This is a genomic window from Micromonospora sp. DT53, from assembly GCF_049841535.1.
Lineage (GTDB): Bacteria > Actinomycetota > Actinomycetes > Mycobacteriales > Micromonosporaceae > Micromonospora.
The window spans coordinates 175,627-195,590 of sequence record NZ_JBNCKM010000004.1; the positions used below are offsets into that span (position 1 = coordinate 175,627).

General features: G+C 71.9%; 22 protein-coding genes. 15 read left to right on the forward strand and 7 right to left on the reverse strand.

Features of this window, described 5'->3' with window-relative positions; translation table 11 throughout:
• Window positions 1-10 precede the first annotated feature (10 nt).
• The 3 genes from ACLQ3B_RS14990 (at window position 11) to ACLQ3B_RS15000 (ending at window position 1,969) form a co-directional block, all read left to right on the forward strand.
• A complete protein-coding gene (locus ACLQ3B_RS14990) occupies window positions 11-523 on the forward strand; it encodes a glycine cleavage system protein R (protein ID WP_425781138.1) in 513 nt (170 codons plus the stop codon).
• Window positions 524-594: 71 nt separating this feature from the next.
• The gene (locus tag ACLQ3B_RS14995) at window positions 595-1,134 is read left to right on the forward strand and encodes a peptide deformylase (RefSeq protein WP_425781690.1); all 540 of its coding nucleotides are present in this window, start codon (window positions 595-597) and stop codon (window positions 1,132-1,134) included.
• 118 nt (window positions 1,135-1,252) lie between these two features.
• A complete protein-coding gene (locus ACLQ3B_RS15000) occupies window positions 1,253-1,969 on the forward strand; it encodes a hypothetical protein (protein ID WP_425781140.1) in 717 nt (238 codons plus the stop codon).
• A gap of 6 nt (window positions 1,970-1,975) precedes the next feature.
• On the opposite strand, the gene disA is transcribed toward ACLQ3B_RS15000, so the two are convergent.
• The 4 genes from disA to ACLQ3B_RS15020 all read right to left on the reverse strand — a co-directional run bounded on the left by disA (window position 1,976) and on the right by ACLQ3B_RS15020 (window position 6,594).
• Window positions 1,976-3,160: a DNA integrity scanning diadenylate cyclase DisA gene (gene disA, locus ACLQ3B_RS15005; RefSeq protein WP_124818993.1), complete on the reverse strand. Its 1,185-nt coding sequence runs from the start codon at window positions 3,158-3,160 to the stop codon at window positions 1,976-1,978.
• Window positions 3,161-3,291: 131 nt separating this feature from the next.
• Window positions 3,292-4,749, reverse strand: a complete 1,458-nt coding sequence (gene radA, locus ACLQ3B_RS15010) for a DNA repair protein RadA (protein WP_425781142.1) — start codon at window positions 4,747-4,749, stop codon at window positions 3,292-3,294.
• Between the two features lie 85 nt (window positions 4,750-4,834).
• Complete coding sequence (locus ACLQ3B_RS15015) at window positions 4,835-5,614, reverse strand: hypothetical protein (RefSeq protein ID WP_425781144.1); 780 nt, start codon at window positions 5,612-5,614, stop codon at window positions 4,835-4,837.
• A 140-nt stretch (window positions 5,615-5,754) separates the two neighbouring features.
• On the reverse strand, window positions 5,755-6,594 hold the full coding sequence (locus ACLQ3B_RS15020) for a UbiA family prenyltransferase (protein WP_425781146.1): 840 nt from the start codon (window positions 6,592-6,594) through the stop codon (window positions 5,755-5,757).
• Between the two features lie 46 nt (window positions 6,595-6,640).
• Between ACLQ3B_RS15020 and ACLQ3B_RS15025 the strand changes: the two genes are divergently transcribed.
• The 4 genes from ACLQ3B_RS15025 to ACLQ3B_RS15040 all read left to right on the forward strand — a co-directional run bounded on the left by ACLQ3B_RS15025 (window position 6,641) and on the right by ACLQ3B_RS15040 (window position 10,451).
• Entirely contained in the window at window positions 6,641-7,414 is a 774-nt protein-coding gene (locus ACLQ3B_RS15025) for a class I SAM-dependent methyltransferase (RefSeq protein ID WP_425781148.1), read from the forward strand.
• A gap of 42 nt (window positions 7,415-7,456) precedes the next feature.
• Window positions 7,457-8,623, forward strand: a complete 1,167-nt coding sequence (locus ACLQ3B_RS15030) for an acyl-CoA dehydrogenase family protein (protein WP_425781150.1) — start codon at window positions 7,457-7,459, stop codon at window positions 8,621-8,623.
• A gap of 94 nt (window positions 8,624-8,717) precedes the next feature.
• A complete protein-coding gene (locus tag ACLQ3B_RS15035; protein WP_425781152.1) occupies window positions 8,718-9,767 on the forward strand; it encodes a type III polyketide synthase in 1,050 nt (349 codons plus the stop codon).
• 24 nt (window positions 9,768-9,791) lie between these two features.
• The gene (locus ACLQ3B_RS15040) at window positions 9,792-10,451 is read left to right on the forward strand and encodes a hypothetical protein (RefSeq protein ID WP_425781154.1); all 660 of its coding nucleotides are present in this window, start codon (window positions 9,792-9,794) and stop codon (window positions 10,449-10,451) included.
• Window positions 10,452-10,460: 9 nt separating this feature from the next.
• Here the strand turns inward: ACLQ3B_RS15040 and ACLQ3B_RS15045 are convergent, their stop codons facing one another.
• On the reverse strand, window positions 10,461-11,153 hold the full coding sequence (locus ACLQ3B_RS15045; RefSeq protein ID WP_425781156.1) for a hypothetical protein: 693 nt from the start codon (window positions 11,151-11,153) through the stop codon (window positions 10,461-10,463).
• A 329-nt stretch (window positions 11,154-11,482) separates the two neighbouring features.
• Between ACLQ3B_RS15045 and ACLQ3B_RS15050 the strand changes: the two genes are divergently transcribed.
• Complete coding sequence (locus ACLQ3B_RS15050) at window positions 11,483-11,968, forward strand: CarD family transcriptional regulator (protein WP_007073334.1); 486 nt, start codon at window positions 11,483-11,485, stop codon at window positions 11,966-11,968.
• Window positions 11,969-12,024: 56 nt separating this feature from the next.
• Window positions 12,025-12,720, forward strand: coding sequence for a 2-C-methyl-D-erythritol 4-phosphate cytidylyltransferase (gene ispD, locus ACLQ3B_RS15055; RefSeq protein ID WP_425781158.1), 696 nt, complete (start codon window positions 12,025-12,027; stop codon window positions 12,718-12,720).
• 16 nt (window positions 12,721-12,736) lie between these two features.
• Here the strand turns inward: ispD and ACLQ3B_RS15060 are convergent, their stop codons facing one another.
• Window positions 12,737-13,867, reverse strand: a complete 1,131-nt coding sequence (locus tag ACLQ3B_RS15060) for a hypothetical protein (protein WP_425781160.1) — start codon at window positions 13,865-13,867, stop codon at window positions 12,737-12,739.
• Between the two features lie 187 nt (window positions 13,868-14,054).
• Here ACLQ3B_RS15060 and ispF point away from each other — a divergent pair, with 187 nt between their 5' ends.
• Together ispF and ACLQ3B_RS15070 are read left to right on the forward strand one after the other, a co-directional pair.
• Window positions 14,055-14,540 carry a 2-C-methyl-D-erythritol 2,4-cyclodiphosphate synthase gene (ispF, locus tag ACLQ3B_RS15065; RefSeq protein ID WP_196924679.1) on the forward strand — a complete coding sequence of 162 codons (486 nt, stop codon included), beginning with the start codon at window positions 14,055-14,057 and terminating at the stop codon, window positions 14,538-14,540.
• Between the two features lie 10 nt (window positions 14,541-14,550).
• Window positions 14,551-15,579: a tetratricopeptide repeat protein gene (locus tag ACLQ3B_RS15070; protein WP_425781162.1), complete on the forward strand. Its 1,029-nt coding sequence runs from the start codon at window positions 14,551-14,553 to the stop codon at window positions 15,577-15,579.
• On the opposite strand, the gene ACLQ3B_RS15075 is transcribed toward ACLQ3B_RS15070, so the two are convergent.
• The gene (locus ACLQ3B_RS15075; protein ID WP_425781164.1) at window positions 15,576-16,766 is read right to left on the reverse strand and encodes a homogentisate 1,2-dioxygenase; all 1,191 of its coding nucleotides are present in this window, start codon (window positions 16,764-16,766) and stop codon (window positions 15,576-15,578) included. The two genes, ACLQ3B_RS15070 and ACLQ3B_RS15075, sit on opposite strands and share 4 nt — an antisense overlap.
• A 94-nt stretch (window positions 16,767-16,860) precedes the next feature.
• Here ACLQ3B_RS15075 and ACLQ3B_RS15080 point away from each other — a divergent pair, with 94 nt between their 5' ends.
• From ACLQ3B_RS15080 to ACLQ3B_RS15095, 4 genes are all read left to right on the forward strand, one after another.
• Window positions 16,861-17,730 (forward strand): hypothetical protein, encoded by an 870-nt coding sequence (locus ACLQ3B_RS15080; RefSeq protein ID WP_425781166.1) that lies wholly within the window; start codon window positions 16,861-16,863, stop codon window positions 17,728-17,730.
• Window positions 17,727-18,923 carry a fumarylacetoacetase gene (gene fahA, locus ACLQ3B_RS15085; protein WP_425781168.1) on the forward strand — a complete coding sequence of 399 codons (1,197 nt, stop codon included), beginning with the start codon at window positions 17,727-17,729 and terminating at the stop codon, window positions 18,921-18,923. The genes ACLQ3B_RS15080 and fahA overlap by 4 nt, the downstream gene beginning before the upstream one ends.
• A gap of 176 nt (window positions 18,924-19,099) precedes the next feature.
• On the forward strand, window positions 19,100-19,309 hold the full coding sequence (locus tag ACLQ3B_RS15090) for a DUF397 domain-containing protein (RefSeq protein ID WP_030327888.1): 210 nt from the start codon (window positions 19,100-19,102) through the stop codon (window positions 19,307-19,309).
• A gap of 144 nt (window positions 19,310-19,453) precedes the next feature.
• On the forward strand, window positions 19,454-19,936 hold the full coding sequence (locus ACLQ3B_RS15095; RefSeq protein ID WP_425781170.1) for an SRPBCC family protein: 483 nt from the start codon (window positions 19,454-19,456) through the stop codon (window positions 19,934-19,936).
• The last annotated feature ends 28 nt before the right edge of the window (window positions 19,937-19,964 follow it).

Consider the following 19,964-nt stretch of genomic DNA (forward strand, 5'->3'; position numbering starts at 1 on the left):
GAATGCGCGGATGAACGAGCTCGCGATCACCGTCATCGGTCGGGACCGGCCGGGCATCGTGGCCGACGTCGCGGAGGTGCTGGCCGGACTGGGCGCGAACCTCACCGACAGCACGATGACGCGGCTGCGGGGGCACTTCGCGATGACCCTCATCTGCACCGGTCCGGCCGCCGCCGAGGTCGAGGCCGCACTGGCGCCGCTGGCCGCCGGGGGCCAGCTGCTGGCGACGGTACGCGCGGTCACCCCGGACGGCGATGTGCCTCCGGTGGGTGAGCCGTACGTGATGGCGGTGCACGGTTCGGACCGGATGGGGATCGTCGCGGCGATGACGCGGGTGCTTGTGGATGCCGGTGGGAATGTCACCGACCTGAGTACCCGGTTGACCGGTGCGCTCTACGTGGTCTTGGCGGAGGTCGAGTTGCCGGCCGGTGTGGCGGACACTGTGATCGACCGGCTGCACCGGACGGCTGCCGAGCTGGGCGTGGAGGTCACCCTCCGGCCGGCGGACCTGGACCTGTTGTGACCGGCGAGGAGCGTGGCCCGGCCGGTGAGGAGCGTGGCCCGGCCGGCGAGGAGCGTGGCCCGGACGTCGGTCTGGGGGACTGGACACCGGAGTCGCTGGACGTGTCGGGCGAGGTGCGGGCGGTGGTGTCCGCCCCGCATCCGGTGCTGAGTCGGGCCGCTGCCGATGTCGATCCCACGGCGAAGGAGACGGTCCAACTCGCGGCCGACCTGATCGCCACGATGAGGGTCTCGCCGGGCTGCGTCGGGCTGGCCGCGCCGCAGATCGGGGTGGGCGCTCGGGTCTTCGCCGTTGACGTGACCGGGCATCCGAAGGCGGTGACGGTGCACGGCACCTTCGTGCTGTGCAATGCGCGCGTGGTCGAGGCGACGCGGTGGAAGCCGGGCCGGGAGGGCTGCATGTCGGTGCCGGACCTGACCGGCGACGTGAAGCGGGCCAGCCGGTTAGTGGTGGAGGGTGACCTGCCAGGCAGCGGCGCGCCGGTCCGGCTGGTGAGCGACGGCTTCGAGGCCCGGGCGTTGCAGCACGAGATCGACCACTGCGCGGGGCTACTCTTCCTGGACCGGGTGGCCGGCGCGCACGCGGTCTATCAGCGCAAGGTCTACCTGTGATCGGCTGCCCGGCCGGCGTGCCGTCCGTCCTCAGTGGAGGTTGTGGCGAGTGCCCCGGAGTGGCTCCGGCGCGTCGCGCCGCACTGCCGGGTACGGCGCGGCTACGGTGGAGGGCATCATGCGTCTGACGGTCGGCCCCCTGCCACCCGCCGTGTACTGGCGGCGTCGCGTCGTCGTACTCGGAGCGGGGTTTCTGTTCCTGATTGTCCTGCTCTACTCCTGCACCGGTTCGGATCGTTCCGGCGGTCAGGAGCCGAAGGCGGGAAGTTCGCCGTCGGCCACGTCCTCCGGGACGTCCGGGCCCGGCGGGCCGGTGCTGACACCGGAGACCGGGGGCCCGTCATCGTCCGCTGATGCGGGTGCGGGTGCGTCGACTCCGAGCCCGGCGATCACCAGCAACACACCGCCGCTGGGTGCGGCGGCCGGTTCGGAGGACGACGGCACCTGCACCAACGAGGAGATCAGCGTGGTCTCGTCGGCGGCTCCGACCTCGGTCCAGCGAGGCACGGTGGCGCAGCTGCAACTGAAGATCAAGAACACGTCCGATCGGACGTGCAGCCGCAACGTCGGCGCCGACCTTCAGGAGATCTTCATCAAGTCCGGTGCCGAGAAGGTCTGGTCGTCGGACACCTGCGGCAAGGTCACGGGCTCGGACGTGCAGACCTTCACGCCGAACTTCGAGCGCTCCTACGAAGTGCCGTGGAACGGGCGCGACACCAGCCGCTGCGACGGTGCGTTGGCCGGCGGGCCGTTCCCGCCGGTCGGGTCGTACCAGGTGTTCGCTCGGGTCGGCACAAAGCTCAGCGACCCGGTGAAGCTGACCGTCACCGGCTGAGCCGGGTCAGACGTAGCGTTCCAGGATGGATGCCTCGGCGAGCCGGGACAGCCCCTCACGGACGCCGCGGGCCCGGGCGTCGCCGACCCCTTCGACGGCCTGCAGGTCCTCCACGGTCGCGCCGAGCAGGCGCTGGAGGCTGCCGAAGTGCAGCACCAGGCGGTCGACCACCGCCACCGGTAGCCGGGGCACCTTGGCCAGCAGTCGGAAGCCGCGCGGACTGACCGCGGCGTCGAGGGCGTCGGACGCCGCCGGGTAGCCGATCGCCTTGGCCACCGACACCAGGTCGATCAGCTCGGTGGCACCGAGCAGGTCCAGTTCGACGAGAGCCTCGTCGAGGGTGCGCGACTTGCGACCGACGGGGAGGTAGTCCCGGATGACAAGGGTCCGGTCGGCGTCCACCCCGGCCATCAGCTCGTCGAGTTGCAGGGCGAGCAGTCGGCCGTCGGTGCCCAGCTCCACCACGTAACCGGCGATCTCGTCGGCGATCCGGCGAACCATCTCCAGTCGCTGCACCACGGCCACCGCGTCCCGCACGGTGACCAGATCCTCGATCTCCAGGGCGGAGAGCGTGCCGGAGACCTCGTCCAGCCGGAGCTTGTAGCGCTCCAGGGTGGCCAGCGCCTGGTTGGCCCGGGAGAGGATTGCCGCGGAGTCGTCGAGCACGTGCCGTTGGCCGTTGACGTAGAGGCTGATGATCCGCATGGACTGGCTGACCGAGATGACCGGGTAGCCGGTCTGGCGGGCCACCCGCTCGGCGGTGCGGTGCCGGGTGCCGGACTCTTCGGTCGGGATGGACGGGTCGGGCATCAGGTGCACGGCCGCCCGGACGATCCTGGTGCCGTCGCTGGAGAGCACCACAGCGCCGTCCATCTTGCACAGCTCGCGCACCCGGGTCGCGGAGAACTCCACATCCAGCGGGAAACCGCCGGTGCACAATCCCTCGACCACCTTGTCGTAGCCGAGCACGATGAGCGCACCCGTGCGACCCCGCAGGATGCGCTCCAGACCGTCGCGCAGGGCGGTGCCCGGGGCCATCAGGGCGAGATTCGCCCGCAGCGGATCTCCGGCACTCCCGGTGGCTCCCGCAGTCACGCTCACGCTGATCGGGCGGGCGGGCGAGCCCACGGCGCCGGTGCGGGCCTGGGGCGGCGCGCCGGCTGGCTTGGTGGTATCGCGGTCGATCGGCACGGGCACAGTCTACGGACTGCCGTGCGGTGGGTGCTGTCGTGGTTACTGTGATGTGTCACGATGCCGACCTCTTCCCGGTTTCCCGCTTGCGGCGCGCTGTCCGGTTTCGCCGCCCTCGTCGGCACGGTGGGTCATTCGGCGGACGCACGGGCCGCGTGGTGCAGCGCCGCACGGACGTCGGTGACCTCGGTCACCCGCATCTGCTCGGGGCCGGCGCCGGTGCTGGCCGGGCCGCAGCCGGGCGGCACCAGGGCCATTTTGAACCCGAGTCGGGCCGCCTCGGCCAGCCGGCGCGGCACCGCCCCGACCCGACGCACCTCGCCGGTCAGCCCCACCTCACCGATCGCCACCAGGTGCGGCGCGATCGCCAGGTTGAGCCCGCCGGAGGCGACCGCCAGGGCGACCGCCAGGTCGGCGGCCGGCTCCACCACCCGGATCCCGCCCACGGTGGCGGCGAAGACCTCCCGGTCGTGCAGGGTCAGCCGCTCGGTGCGCCGTTGCAGCACCGCGAGCACCATCGCCAGGCGCGCCGAGTCGAGGCCGGAGACGGTGCGTCGGGGAGACCCCGCCACGGTTGCGCCGATCAGAGCCTGCACCTCGGTGACCAGGGCCCGCCGCCCCTCCATGGCCACTGTCACGCAGGTGCCCGGGACCGGCTCCGCGTAGCGGGTCAGGAACAGCCCGGACGGGTCGGCCAGGCTGCTGATGCCGCCCTCGTGCATCTCGAAGCAGCCGACCTCGTCGGCCGCGCCGAACCTGTTCTTCACGCCGCGCACCAGGCGCAGCGACGAGTGCTTGTCGCCCTCGAAGTGCAGCACCACGTCGACCAGGTGCTCCAGCACCCGAGGCCCGGCCACCTGGCCGTCCTTGGTGACGTGCCCGACCAGCACGGTCGCGATGCCCCGCTCCTTGGCGACCGAGACCAGCGCCGCGGTGACCGCGCGGACCTGGGTCACCCCACCGGGCACCCCCTCGGTGCCGGTGGTCGAGATGGTCTGCACCGAGTCGAGCACCAACAGACCCGGCTTGACCGCGTCGAGGTGACCGAGCACCGAGGCCAGGTCGCTCTCCGCGGCGAGGTAGAGCTGCTCGTGCAAGGTGCCCATCCGTTCGGCGCGCAGGCGCACCTGGCTGACCGACTCTTCGCCACTGACCACCAGCGAGGGGCTGCCGGCACCGACAGCCCAATGCTGCGCCACATCGAGCAGGAGGGTCGACTTGCCGACACCGGGCTCGCCGGCGAGCAGCACCACGGCACCGGGGACCAGGCCGCCGCCGAGCACCCGGTCGAGCTCGCTCACCCCGGTGGGCACGGCGCGGGCCGGAGCGGCGCTGATGGTGGCGATCGGTCGGGCCGGCTCGGACGGCATCCGGGAACTGACCACCCGACCGGACACGGTCGGACCGGTGACGGTGTGCTCGACCACCGCTCCCCACTCGCCGCACTCTGGGCAACGGCCCACCCACTTGGGCGGCTGGTGCCCGCAGGCGTCGCACTGGTAGGCCGGACGCGGCTCGCGGGCGGCGGACCGACCACGGGCGGCACCGGCCGTGCCGCCACGCGGAGGGGTCGATCGGGAGGTGGTCACATCAGGACGCTAGCCCTCGCGTACGACGAAAACACCCCGGCGTGGTGGTCACCACGCCGGGGCGTCCGTCGATGTGCGGATCGGGTCACTCGTGGGTCGTGCCGCCCTCGTTGCCCTCGTAGCCGCCCTCGCGCTCGATGATCGGCGACGGAGGGGCCGCCGGGGTGAGCGGCACCGCGACGGGGGCCTGCCCGGTGACCGTGTTGCCGTTGCCGAAGTCGAAGGTCACGACGACGTTCTGGCCGGAGCGCAGCGCCTCGGTCAGGCCGATCAGCCGGAGCTGCGTGGTGGCCTCGGAGTTGAACTGGACGTAGCTCAACGGTGCCAGCTCGATCCGCGCCGGCTGGCCCGGGGCGGAGGGGCTGGCCGAACCGGACGCCCGCGCCGACTCCGGGGCGGACGGGGTGGCCGAGGACGAGCCGGTCTCGGAGGGCGTCACCGACGGGGTCGGTGATCCGGACGTCGAGTTCGACGGGCTGCCCGAACCGGACGGCGACGGGCTCTCGGAGGCGGACTCCGAGGCGGACGGCGACGGGCTCGCCGAGCCGCCGCTGATCACCACCTCGCGGGCGCTCTCCGTGGTGACGGTGACCGTCACCGTCTCCTTGGAGTCGTTGTAGATCACCGCGCCGAGCCCGGCGTCCTGGCCGGCCTTGTAACCCTCGGTGCCCGGGAAGTCCACGAGCAGGCCCCGCACCGAGAAAGAACCGTTGTTGGTCGTGAGGTTGACGCCCTGGACCGACGGCTCCTTCAACGCGGTCTCGGCGATCTGACCGGTGCCGCATCCGGAAGCCAGCAGGCTCGCCGCCGCAATCCCGGACAGCAACAGGGCCGCCCGCCGGGATCCCCTGATCGAGCGCGTCACGTCGGTCCTCCTCGTCACAATCCCCACCCGGGCCGTACGCCGGGCACGGTGGCCATACCCGCGCAGACCGCGCTCCAGGGTAGTTGGGGCTGATCGAGGTCCGCACGCGGACCCGGCAATGCCACCTGCCCGGGTGGCGGTCACACCACCCGACCGCTCGCCACCAGCAGAACCACGTCGATGAGCGCCACCAGCATCACCGCCCGGAAGGCCGCCACCGGCCGCCGGCCGGCCCGGATCGCCGAGCGCCCGGCGTACCAGCTCAGCGGCGGCACCACGGCGGCCGTGCCGACGGCCGCCCAGCCGATCGCCGACGGCGGCCCGGGTGGCCCGAGGACCAGGGCCGCGGTCGCCGCGAGGAGGAGACCCGCCGCGGCCACCCGGCTGCCGGCGGCGCCCAGCCGGTGGGGCAGGCCGCGCACGCCGGTGCGGGCGTCGTCGGCCAGGTCGGGCAGCACGTTGGCGAAGTGCGCGCCGGCGCCGAGGCAGGCCGCCGCCGCCACCAGCCAGACCGGCGGGGCCGGCTGACCGGGCAGTGCCAGCACCACGAAGGCGGGCAGCGCGCCGAACGACACGGCGTAGGGGAGCACCGAGAACACGGTGGCCTTGAGCGGCCAGTCGTAGAGCAGGGCGGAGACCAGGGCGAGCGTCAGCCAGAACGCCGCCGCCGGGTTCGTGGTCAGTGCCAGCAGGGGGCAGGCCGCCGCGGCCGCCGCGGCGGCCCAGGCGGTGGCGCGTCGACCGACCGCGCCACTGGCGACCGGTTTGTCGGTACGCCCCACAGTGGCGTCCCGCTCGGCGTCGAGCGCGTCGTTGGTCCAGCCGACGGCGAGCTGACTGGCCAGCACGGCGAGCACCACCGAGACGATTCCGGCCGGCCGGTGGCCCACTCCCCACGCCAGCAGACCGGCCACCGTGGTCACCGCCGCGGCCGGTTCCGGATGGCTTGCTCTGACCAGCCCTAACACCCTCGACGACATAAGGGAAGTCTGGTCGTTACCGAGCAGTCGTGCCACGCTCGGTTCCATGCGAGACGTGGCTGCGGCCGGGGCGGCCACCGGTCCGAGGGTGCTGCCGCGAAACGATCCGCGTCAGTACGACGATCTGGCCGGTGAGTGGTGGCGGCCGGACGGGGCGTTCGCGATGCTGCACTGGCTGGCGGAGGCCCGTGCGGCGCTGGTGCCGCCGGCCACCCGGCCGGACGCGTTGCTCGTCGACCTGGGCTGCGGCGCCGGCCTGCTCGCGCCGCACCTCGCCGGCAAGGGCTACCGCCACGTCGGGGTGGACCTGACACGCTCGGCACTCGTCCAGGCGGCCGAGCACGGGGTGCGCGTGGTCCAGGGCGACGCCACCGCGGTCCCGCTGCCCGACGGTTGCGCCGACGTGGTCTCCGCGGGCGAGTTGCTGGAGCACGTGCCGGCCTGGCCGCGCGCGGTGGCCGAGGCGTGTCGGTTGCTGCGCCCGGGCGGCGTGCTGGTGCTGGACACTCTGAACGACACGGCGCTGGCCCGGCTCGTCGCGGTCCGGATCGCCGAGCGGCTGCCGACGGTGCCGCGCGGCATCCACGATCCACGGTTGTTCGTGGACTCGCGGGCCCTGGTGGCCGAGTGCGCCCGGCACGGTGTCGACCTGCGGCTGCGGGGCATCCGTCCACAGGTCGGCGGCATGATCGCCTGGCTGCTGCGCCGTTCCCGGGCGAGCCGAACGGCAGGTGTGGTGCCCGCCGGCCGCGCGCCACGCATCGTGCCGACCGGATCCACGGCCGTGCTCTACCAGGGCCGGGGGGTCCGCAAAGGATAGTCGGGCCGTGGCGGGGTATGGGAACGCCGAGGAGGGGGCGAGATGACTGTGCACGCGCTTGAGGCAGCACGCCGGTTGGCGCCACGATTCGCCGCGCGGGCGGCGAAGCACGACCGGGACGGTTCCTTCCCCGTGGACGACTTCGCCGACCTGCGAGAGGCCGGCCTGTTCGGGCTGATGGTGCCCCGGGCGCTCGGCGGCCTGGGAGCCACCTTCGCCGAGTACACCGCGGTGGCCACCGAGCTTGCCCGGGGTAACGGCGCGACCGCCCTGGTGTTCAACATGCACGCCTCGGTGACCGGCGCGCTGGGCGCGGTCACCGAGGAGTTGGCCGAGGCGCTGGGCGTGTCGGACGAGGCGCTGGCCGCCCGCGACCGGCTGCTCAGCGCGGCGGCGCTGGGCGCCTGGTATTCGGTCGCGATGAGCGAGCGTGGCTCGGGCGCGCGGTTGTCCCAGCTGACCACGGCGTACGAGCCGACCGACGGGGGTTGGCACCTCAAGGGCAGCAAGACCTTCTGCTCCGGCGCCGGGCACGCGGACGGCTACCTGGTGGCGGCACGTAGCGCGGTCGACCAGTCGGTGGTCTCACAGTTCCTGGTGGCCGCCGGCGACGGGGTGACCGTGGAGCCGACCTGGGACTCGCTCGGCATGCGCGCCACCTCCTCCCACGACCTGCACCTGGACGTCAGCGTGCCCGCCGACCGGCTGCTCGGTGGGGTGGAGGGGCTGGCACTGGTGGTCGCCCAGCTGATGCCGCACTGGCTGGTGGCCAGCTACGCGGCCGTCTACGTGGGGGTCGCCCGCGCGGCGATCGACGCGGCGGCCGAGCACCTCAACGCCCGTAACCTGGCCGGTCTGCCCGCGGTGCGGGCTCGACTGGGGCGGGCGGACGCGGCGACGGCCGCCGCGCAGCTGGTGGTTGCGGAGGCAGCCCGCCGGGTGGACGAGGCTCCCGGTGACGAGGAGACCAACCGCTGGGTGTGGCGGGCGAAGCTGCTCGCCGGCACCACGGCCGCCGAGGTGGCGGCGTCGGTGCTGGAGGCGGCGGGCACCTCGGCGACCCGCCGTGGTCATCCGTTGGAGCGGCTCTACCGCGACGCCCGCTGCGGTTCACTGCACCCGGCCACGTCGGATGTCTGCGCCGACTGGCTGGGCATCGCCGCGTTGGGCGGCGACCCGGATCGTGACGGATCGGCACCACGTTGGTGAGCCCGCCGCACCGGGCTCGCACGGAAGAAGGACCGGCCGAGGTGGCTGGTGGGACGGCCAGGGGGAGGACAGCATCTGACGAGAGGTGGGGATCGTGTCCGTACCAGTGATCGCGGGGCTCGGGACAGCGCAGCCGCCGTCCGCTTCGCAGGACGAGTTGTGGGAGGGCTTCTTCTCCCGGCACTTCACCGGCACCACCCGGGCGTTGGCCGAGCGGATCTTCGCCAACTCGGGGGTGACGCGACGGCAGGCCGCGGTCAACCCGCTGCTGGAGGACGTCTCGGACTGGCCGACCGAGCGTCGGATGCGCCGCTACCAGGTGGAGGCGCTGCCGCTGGGCAAGGAGGCGGTGGGTCGCGCCTTGACCGCCGCCGGGCTGAGCGCCGGCGACATCGGGCTGTTCATCGTCTGCTCCTGCACCGGGTACGCCACCCCGGGGCTGGACATCCTGCTCGCCCGGGACCTGGGCATGGCCGCGGACACCCAGCGGATGTTCATCGGCCACATGGGCTGTTACGCGGCGTTGCCGGGGCTCGGCGCGGCGAGTGACTTCGTGACCGCCCGGGGGCGTCCGGCGCTACTGCTCTGCGCGGAGTTGACAAGCCTGCACATCCAGCCGTCCAGCGCCCGGGTGGACACCCAGCAGATCGTCTCCCACGCGCTCTTCTCGGACGCCGCGGTCGCCGCCGTGGTCATGCCGGGCGGCCCGGGGTACGCGGTGCGCGAGGTCACCGCCGTCACCGACACCTCGACCGCCGACCACATGACCTGGGACGTCACCGACGCGGGGTTCCGGATGGGGCTGTCGCCGAAGGTTCCGCAGGTGTTGTCGAGGCACGTCCGCAAGCTGGTCGACGACCTGTTGGCCCGGCACGGCATCGCCAACTCCGAGGTGGACGGTTGGGCGGTGCACCCGGGTGGGCCGAGGATCCTCAACGTGGTCGAGCGGGAGCTGGCGCTGCCCCCGGAGGGGCTGGCGGCGTCCCGCGCGACGCTCGACGAGCACGGCAACTGCTCGTCCCCGACGGTGCTGCTGATCCTGGACCGGTTGGCCCGTGCGACACCGGCGGCTCGACGCATAGTCATGCTGGCCTTCGGCCCCGGGCTCACCCTCTACGCCGCCCTGCTCGATCGACAGGACTGAACCTCCGGCCGGTAGGCTCGACGGATGGATGCGACCTCGGACGACCGGCTGCGCTCGGTGGTGCTGTTCGGCGCTGCCGCGGCGGTCCTGGCCGTCGGTGGCTGGTGGTGGCAGTCCGCCGCGCCCGCGTCGACGGCCGGGACGGCTGTCCCTTCGGCGGCGGTGCCATCGGTCGGGCCGAGTGTCAGCACCCCGGTGGAACGTCTCCTCGCACAGGATCTCGCGGCCGCGGAGCCCGATGAGCGGGTGACGGTGCGGATCGATCCCAACACCGGCGAGGTTCTCCGGGTGCGCACCGGGCCGCAGGTGGTGATCGACCCGGAAACGGGCTCGATCACCGACATCGAGGGCGATCCCGGGGCGCTCTTCGCCGCGGATGACCTGCCTGTGTTCCAGGAGACGATCTGGCGGGAGCAGCGGGACCTGGCCCCTGGCCAGGAAGTGACCCGACGGGCCGGCAACGACGGCGCCCGCTACCTACTCCAGTTCCGGTGTACCCGCCCCGGCACGCTTGTGGTGACGAGCACCGAAGCCAAGATCAACGGCCCGGCGCGCATCGACTGCGACGGCACGATCGCCCATGCCGAGGTGCTGCCCGGTAGCGGGCCGTTCCGGGTGTCGCTGTCGGCCGTCGACCGGCCCATCGACATTCAGGCACAGCTCGTCGCGCTGCCCCCTCGCTAGCAGGGCCACTCAGGCGGCGAGAGCGGTCAGGTCGTTCCGGTACGACTCGGGGGTGCCCAGGTCGGGCAGGACCCGGGTCACGATGCCGGCCCGGTCGACCAGCAGGGCGGTCGCGGCGCCGGGGCGGGCCGGCTGGCCCAGGAACGACCGCAGGCCTCCGGCGGGGTCGGCCAGGGCGCGAGCCTGCCGCTCGATGGTGGGCCGGGCTGCTGGCGTCCGCCCGCCGGTGACGGTGACCACGGAGACGCCGGCGGGTGCGGCTGCCAGGGCGTCAGCGACCCGGTCCGGGCAGGGGCAGCCGTCCAACAGAATGATCATGGCGGGTAGCAGGCCGCGCAGGGGCACGGGTGCGTCGTCCGCGTCGACCAGGTCCAGTGCGGGCAGCGCCCGACCGGTGAGGGTCGCGGGGGGCGAGTAGGGGGCCGGGGTCGGCCGGTCGGCGTCGCGGTTGGTGCGGGGCCAGGTGACCGCCAGCAGGCCGGCCAGCGTGGTGAGGACGGCCACCAGCAGGACCAGCAGTGGCAGGCCCAGGGCCCGGTAGCCGCTCGGGAGGCCGCTGGCCCGGCGCAGCTCACGGCGGATCTGAGCGGCCTCGGCGGCCAGCGCGGAGGCGTCGTCGGGAATCACCACGCGGCCCCATTCGGGCGGCAGGCCGGGCAGACCGTCGGCTGGCCCGTGACCCTCTGCGTCCGGCTTGCCCATCGGACCCCCTGGAAGCGTCTCGAGAGCGGAGTGCGGCTCGTCTCTCCAGGGTCGCGCACCAGGGGCTCCTCCCGCTACATCTGGGCGCGGTCCTGCTGGCCGGGCTACCATGGGAGGAGCGCATAGCCCTTGATCTCGACGTTCTGTTCACCCGTACCGGGCAGTCATTTCTGCGTTACGGAGCGTGTTCGAACCATCGGTTTGACCGCCTGTCAAGCTGAAGCAAGACCTCTCACAGGGCCCCTGAGCTGCGCCAACGGTCAGGACATCGGTGAGACATCGGTGCCTGAGCGTGTTACCCTAGACACAGCGAAAGGGGTTTCGAACCTATGGTTTTCAGTGTCGGCGAGACCGTTGTTTACCCCCACCACGGGGCCGCACTCATCGAGGCAATCGAGACTCGGGTCATCAAGGGCGAGCCTAAGCAATACCTCGTCCTGAGGGTCGCGCAGGGTGACCTGACGGTCCGGGTGCCGGCCGAGAACGCCGAGATCGTGGGCGTACGCGAGGTGGTTGGCGAAGAGGGCCTCGGTAAGGTCTTCGACGTTCTGCGGGCTCCGCACACCGAGGAGCCGACCAACTGGTCGCGGCGTTACAAGGCCAATCTGGAAAAGCTGGCTTCCGGCAACCCGCTGAAGGTCGCCGAGGTCGTGCGTGACCTGTGGCGCCGGGAGCGGGAGCGGGGCCTCTCTGCGGGCGAGAAGCGGATGCTCGCCAAGGCCCGCGACATTCTCGTCGGCGAGGTCGCGCTGGCCGAGAAGAGCACCAAGGACGAGGCGGAGACGCTGCTCGACAAGGTCCTCACCGAGGCCTAGTCCGCACAGCATCGTCGTACCCACTTCGTAGTGAAGAAACCACCGAGGACCGCGACGTGACCGCGCAGCTCAATCCGCGCGGTGACGTCGCGGTCCTCGTGCCTGCGGCAGGTGCCGGCGTGCGGCTCGGCCCCGGCCGACCGAAGGCGCTGCGCCTGCTCGCCGGTGAGCCGCTGTTGGTGCACGCCGTGCGTCGACTGGCCGCAGCGCCCTCCGTGCACACCATCGTGGTGGCCGCGCCGGCCGCCGAGGTGCAGGCCGTCCGCGACCTGTTGGCCCCGGTCGCACCGGTGATCGTGGTGCCCGGCGGCGCGGAGCGACAGGCATCGGTAGCGGCCGCGCTGGTCGCCGTGCCCACCGGCCCGACAATCATCCTGGTGCACGATGCCGCCCGGGCGCTCGCCCCGCCTGAGTTGATCGAATCCGTAGCGGCGGCGGTCCGTGGCGGGCGTGACGCGGTGATCCCGGTCCTGCCGGTCGTCGACACGATCAAGGAAGTCGGCGCCGACGAGGTGGTGCTCGGCACCGTCGACCGTTCCGCCCTGCGCGCGGTGCAGACCCCGCAGGGCTTCCGGCGCTCCGTGCTCAGCGCCGCACACGCCGCCGCCGGTGACGCCCTCACCGACGACGCCGGGCTGGTCGAGAAGCAGGGCGTCGCGGTGAGCTGCGTGCCCGGCTCGGAGTACGCCCTGAAAATCACCCGTCCGTTCGACCTGGCGCTGGCGGAGCATCTGCTTGCCGCGTCCGCCTGACGCGTCAGCCGACCCCTCAGACGTCCGCCGTCGTGGCCGCGCGTCTGAGTCTGTCCCGCACGATGTAACGCTGACCCTGCGTGAAGGCGCTTCCTCTGCCCCGTGCCAGGTGTGGAACCGGCCGTCGGAGCGTGAGGTGACCCTCTGCTCCGGGCGCGGTCAGTCCGAAGACCTGGTATCGCCCATCAGTCCACCCAAGTTTTCGGCTGGCCTCGATGATGTCCGCGACTCGTGCGTCCCGTGCTTGGCCGGTAGCGCGTAGTCGGTTGACCTCCCCGACGGTCCAATCGACGTTGTCTAGTCGGAAGAGAATCTTGGGCACCTCGGCGTGGATCTGCTGCTGTGAATAGAAGGCCAGGTATTCCACTGGCTGGAAGGAGCGACCGGCCTGGCAAACATAGGCGCTGACCGACTCGTAGAGGCTCCAGGCGTCCCGTGCCGGTACTACGACCGTGTCATGTCGAGGCGAGGGTCGGTCCGCATGAACCCGAGTTACCCGCTCGTTGTCCGCGAGCCAATTCGCGGCGTCTGGGTCGGCCCAACCCAGTACGTCGATCATCTGAGACAGGCGAAACGGCACGTCCGCGGCGAGAAGAGAGTCGTGATGAGCCAGCCGATTGCGGAAGACGCGCAGTCTTTCTAAGGCGGTGACGACGTCGTGCCGTTTTCCGGAGGAATGCGGGAAGGCCTTGTGGATGGCTTCCCGCCAGAGCTGCTCATGCTTGGGCCCCAACAGGTTGACCCAGAATCCGAAGCTCAAGCCGGCGATGACCTGGTCGCGCTTCTCCTTGCTGCTGTTCTCGTTGCGCAGCCGGGTGCGGACTTGGAGAACGCTACGGTCGATGCTGTCCTGGACGGTCTTGTTGCTGCTGATCGGCAGCAGAAACCAGGGGATTCCCCGATCGGCTTCGCGGAGGTGTCGCTGCATCGCCACGTCGATGGCATTTCGAACGACGACCTCGACGTAGTGAAACGCCTCAAAGGAGGCGGCAGACAACGCGGCGTTCCACTCGTAGAGTTCGCATGCCTTGCTGTGATCACCGCCAGCGGCGGCGAGGTAGGAGTCGAAGCGGCCAGGGGAGATCCATCGGGGCATGGTTTGCAGGTAGGGGTGCTGCACCATCGGCACAGAATAGACCGCGAACATGACGGCATCTGGCACGAACAGGAGGTGTCTTACAGTCTTTTCGGGGAAAAGATAGAGCCCCAGGCGCATGCAAAAGGCAGAGGCGGACCTGGGGCGTTCGGTGCGATCTTACCGAACCTGTCCTTGGACCACAAGGCCGTCCAACTCGGAGTGGACGAAACCCCATAGGCGATACGCGTACCCTCTGATCATGATCGTTCCCCGGGTGGCCATCGGCACCGACGTGCACGCGTTCGAGCCTGGCCGGCCCTGCTGGGTGGCCGGGTTGCTGTGGCCCGACCAGGACGGCCTCGCCGGGCACTCGGACGCCGATGTGGCCGCGCACGCCGCCTGCAACGCGCTGCTCTCCGCCGCCGGTCTCGGTGATCTGGGTTCCGCCTTCGGGGTGGGCCAGCCGGAGTGGGCCGGCGCGTCCGGGGTGGCGTTGCTGACCGAGACGGCCCGCCGGGTGCGGGCCGCCGGCCTGGAGATCGGCAACGTGTCCGTGCAGGTCATCGGCAACCGCCCCAAGATCGGCCGGCGTCGTGCGGAGGCGCAGGAGGTCCTCTCGGCCGCGGTCGGCGCCCCGGTCACCGTCTCGGCGGCGACCACCGACGGGCTCGGCTTCGCCGGCCGTGAGGAAGGGTTGGCCGGGGTCGCGGTGGCCCTGGTGTACGACGCGCCGGCCGCCTAAGCTCGCCGCGATGTCCAGCGATCCCACCCCCGACCAGTCCGCCGCCGACGGCTACGTCCAGCGGGCCCAACTCCTCGCCGAGCTCGGCCGCTACGACGAGGCGGCCGGGGAACTGGCGTACGGGTTGGCCCTCCAGCCGGGCGACGTCGACGCGCTCATCACGCTGGCCCGGGTGCACCTTGCCGCCGACCGCCCGGCCGAGGCGCTCACCGCCGCCGACACGGCAGTGGCCGCCGCACCGGAGGCCCTGCCACCCCTGGTCGCGAGGGGAATGGCCCTGGCCGACCTGGAGCGCTACAGCGAGTCGGCGGCCACCGCCGACCGGATCCTCACCCTCGGCCCGACCGACGCGTACGCCCAGCGGAGCGCGGCGGCGATCCTGGCCGGCGCCCGCAACGGTCAGCCGGCGCTGAACGCGGCCTGGCGTGGTGTCGAGTTGGCCCCGCAGGAGCCGCAGGCGCACCTGGTGCTCAGCCTGGTCGCCGCCCGCCTGGACCTGTTCGACCTGGCCGAGCGGGCCTACCGGGAGGCGCTGCGGCTCGACCCACGGATCGCCGAGGCCGGCCACGACGTGGGTGTCATGCGGCTGGAGCAGCGCCGCTGGTCGGAGGCGTTGGAGCACGTCGCGGAGGCGGTGACGGTCAGCCCGAGCCGGATCGACTCGCCGCGGACCCTCGCGTACGGGCTGCACCGCCTGGTGCTCTACGGCGCGGGCTGGTCGCTGGTGGCGGCGGTGCTCGTCGCGTTCGCGGCGTCGGCGAGCGACGGGTTCTCCCGCATCCTCGCCGTGCTCGCCGCGCTCACCGGCGGGATCGTCGTCTGGCAGCTCGCCGCCCGGCTGCCGGGACTGACCCGGACCGTCCTGCCCGTCCTGCTGCACGCGGACCGCGCGATGGCCCTGGCGATCTACGCCGTGGCCGCCGCGCCGCTGCTGCTGCTGGTATACGCCGTGGTCGGCTCCCCGTGGCCCCTGGTGCTGGCCATCGCCGTCACGGCGGTGGCGGAGTTCGCGGTCTTCACCAGAACCGCCATCCGCTAGCGCGCCCAGGTCCAGGCGTATCCCTCGTCTTCGCAGGCGCTGGCGGCGTCGCAGAGATCCAGTGGGCGGAAGGTGTCGACCATGACGGCCAGTTCGTCGAAGTAGTCCGCGCCGATGGAACGCTCGGCGGCGCCCGGCTGGGGGCCGTGGGTGAAGCCGGACGGGTGCAGGGAGATCGACCCCTGCTCGATGCCGGAGCCGCGTCGCGCCTCGTAGTTGCCCCCGGTGTAGAAGAGCATCTCGTCGGAGTCGACGTTGTGGTGGTTGTACGGCACCGGGATCGACTGCGGGTGGTAGTCGACCTTGCGGGGCACGAACGAGCAGATGACGAAGTTGGGCCCCTGGAAGGTCTGGTGCACAGGTGGGGGCTGGTGGATGCGGCCGGTGATCGGCTCGAAGTCGTGGATGGAGAACGTCCACGGGTAGAGGTGCCCGTCCCAGCCGACCACATCGAACGGATGGTGCGCATATGTGTGACGAGTCCAAGCAGTGCCGCTGCCACCGGGGCCGGCGGCCCGGGACCTGTGCCGGACCAGCACCTCGACCTCCTCGCCGTCGACGAGCAGCGGGGCGTCGGGGCCGCGGACGTCCCGTTCGCAGTACGGCGAGTGCTCCAGGAACTGGCCGCGTACGGAGAGGTAGCGCTTGGGTGGGCCGATGTGCCCGGACGCCTCGACGGCGAGCATCCGGACGGGCTGGTCGCCGGTGGGCACCAGCCGGTGGATGGTCGAGGTGGGGATCACGACGTAGTCGCCGGCGACGGCGTCCAGCGCTCCGAACGGGGACTCGACCCGCAGGGTGCCCGACTCGACGTAGAGGCAGTGGTCGCCGGTGGCGTCGCGGAACAGCGGTGAGGGCCGGTCGGCGAGGACGTACCCGATTCGTACGTCGTCGTTGGCGAGCAGGTACTGCCGGCCGAGGATCGGGTCGGAGCCGCCGGTGTCCAGTTTGTGGGTGCGCAGGTGGCGGGGCTTGAGCGGCAGGTTCGGCGCCCGGGTGAACGCGGGCGGGGTGAACTCGTCGGCGGCCAGGATCGCGGTGGGCGCGTACCGGTGGTAGAGCAGTGACGAGTCGGAGGAGAAGCCCTCCTGGCCCATCAGCTCCTCGGCGTAGAGGCTGCCGTCGGGCTGCCGGAACTGGGTGTGGCGCTTGCGCGGCACCTCGCCGACGCTGCGGTAATACGGCATCTCGCCTCCCGATACGACCCGTTCACCGGCCGAAGGCGTCCGATAATCGGACGCTGTTGTCCGTTCCTCGTAGCGTCCCGTACATTCTTGTTCCGTGTCAACGCAGGTGCCCGCACTCCTGAACGGCCTGGTGGACGACGCCGCCGTCTTCCCTCCGGGCAGCGCCGCGCTGCACGACGCCCTGGCCGCCCACCGCCAGCACCGCGTCGCCTGGTACGCCGACCTGGTCGGCCCGCTGCTGATCCCCGCCTCGGACGTGGCGGCCGGTGAGCTGGGTGGTCTCGTCGACCCGGGCGAGGGGCTGGTGGTCGGCGTCATCGGCGACACCGGGATCGGGAACCTGCCGTTCGCGCTGTCGTTGCTCGCCCCCGACGGCCTCACCGCCCGTCAGGTCGAGGTGGCGGTCGCCAAGCGCGGCGAGGACCCGCTGCCCGGCATCGCCGCGCTGCTGCGGCTGACCGACGCGCTACCGGGCGTGGAAACCGTCTACGCCGAGCTGCCGCTGACCTTTGGGCTGATGGGCGCGCTGGACGCGCTCGTCGCCGCGCGGGCCGACGGGGTGCCGATCGCGGCCAAGTTCCGCACCGGCGGCCTGGCCGCCGAACTCTTCCCCACCCCGACCGAGCTGGCCACGGTGATCTGCGCCTGCCGGGACCGGGGCCTGCCGTTCAAGCTCACCGCCGGGCTGCACCAGGCGATCCGACACCTGGACCCGGAGACCGGGTTCACCCACCACGGCTACGCCAACGTGCTGGCCGCGACAGTGGCCGCCGCCGACGGTGACGGGGTGCGCTCGGTCGCCGAGCTGCTGACAGTTGTCGACCCGCGCCCCCTGGTGGAGCGCACCACGGCACGGCTGGACGGGCCCCGGCCCCTGTGGGTGGGCTTCGGCTCGTGCAGCATCCTGGAACCACTTACCGATCTGATCCGGCTTGGGCTGGTGAACGGGGGCTACGACGCATGACCTGGGTGACCGGCGCCGACGGTTCGTCGTACGGGGTGACGAACCTGCCGTACGGGGTGTTCCGGCAGAACGGGGGTCCGTCGCGGATCGGCGTACGGATCGGGTCCTGGGTCTTCGACCTCGCGGCGGCCGAGGCCGCCGAGCTGGTGCTGGCCGCCGGCACGCTGTGCCGGCCCGTGCTCAACGACTTCATGGCCCTGGGCCGTCCGCAGTGGACGGCGGTGCGGCAGCGGATCACCGAGCTGCTGACCGACCCGGCGCACCGGGCCGCTGTGGAACCGCTGCTGGTGCCCCTCGACGACGTGGAGCTGCTGCTCCCCGTCGAGGTGGCCGACTACGTCGACTTCTACTCATCCGTTCACCACGCGTCGAACGTCGGGCAGATCTTCCGCCCCGGCCAGCCGCCGCTGCTGCCCAACTGGAAACACCTGCCGATCGGCTACCACGGGCGGGCCGGCACCGTGGTCGTCTCCGGCACGCCGGTGACCCGGCCGACCGGGCAGCGGGCCACCGCCGAGGGCCCGGTCACCGGCCCATCGGTACGCCTCGACATCGAAGCCGAGGTGGGCTTCGTGGTGGGCGTACCCAGCGCGTTGGGCGATCGGGTTTCCGTTGACGACTTCGCCGAACACGTCTTCGGTGTGGTGCTGGTCAACGACTGGTCGGCCCGGGACATCCAGGCCTGGGAGTACCAACCGCTCGGCCCGTTCCTCGGCAAGTCGTTCGCCACCTCGGTCTCGGCCTGGGTGACGCCGCTGGACGCCCTCGCCGACGCCTTCGTGCCAGCCCCCGACCAGGACCCGCCGGTGGTGGACTACCTGCGGGACGTGCCGCACCTGGGCCTGGACCTGCGTATGGCGGTCGAGTGGAACGGAGAGCAGGTCAGCGAGCCTCCGTTCGCCACCATGTACTGGACCCCCGCGCAGCAGTTGGCACACCTCACAGTCAACGGGGCTTCGCTGCGCACCGGTGACCTGTACGCCTCCGGGACCGTCTCCGGCCCGGACCGAGGACAGGTCGGGTCCTTCCTGGAACTGACCTGGGGCGGGGCCGAGCCGGTGGAGGTGGGCGGCGAGAGTCGTACCTTCCTCGACGACGGTGACACGGTGATCATCACCGCCACCGCGCCCGGCCCGGGCGGCACCACCATCGCCCTCGGTGAGGTTTCCGGCACGGTTCGTCCGGCCCGCTGAGCGGGCACCCACCATCCGTCTCGTGCACGGGACCTGTGATCGCACCGGCTGTGCGATCGCCGGCTCTGGTTGATCCGTTGATCGTCCGGATTCCGTTGCCACACCGCGCAATCCGAGCCGGGCTCTGCCCGGCCGCAAGCGGTGGGGCAATCCCGACGCACACGGAGGTAACGACGATGCACGATCTTGCGGGCGCGGTCTGGCGTACCAGCAGCCGCTCAAACGACCAGGGGCTCTGCGTGGAGGTGGCGGACAACCTGGTCGATGTCCATGGTCTGGTCGGGGTCCGCGACTCCAAGGACCAGGCCGGTCCCACGCTCGCGGTCAGCCCGCCGGGGTGGACGGCGTTCATCGGCGCGATTCGGGCCGGTCGCTTCGAGCGCTGACCGGCGCTTCGGCGCCTGTCGACGACGACAGGTGCCGGAGGGGTCGCCCAATCGGACAGTGTGGCCTCCGGGTGGTGGAAATTCCGTCCCGGGGGCCACGGCCGGCCCTCACTCCGCGTACCGTCGGGGACACGGGAGGGTGGCATGTCGACGGTGGCGATTACCGGGATCATCGAGGCGCACGCTGTCGACGTCTGGCGTCTGCTGACCGACCTGCCCGGCCGCGCGGCCCGGCTGACCGCGGCCGGCCCGATCGAGGTGCTCACTCCGGGTTCGTTCGGGCCGGGCACCTCCTGGCGTGAGGAGCGCGTCCAGCCGGGCGGCGGCACGCTGACCGAGGAGTTCCTGGTGGTCGAGGCGGTCGCGCCGCAGCGACTGGTGCTCTGTTCCTCAGGTGCCGGCGCCGACTACCGCATCACCTGGAGCCTGCGGCCGGTCCGCCGCCGCCGTCGGGGTTGCACGGCGATCACCGTCACCCAGGAGGCGGTGCCTACCGCTCCGTACGGTCGGGTGGTGGCGCTGCTGCTCGGTGGGCTGGCCGCGCGGGCGGTCGAGGCGGCGCTCTGGCGTGATCTCGCCGACCTCGCGGTCGCGGCCGGTGCCGCCGGCTCCGTCGAAGCCGCCTGAGCGCCAGACGGTCAGCCGTCGCCGTGAC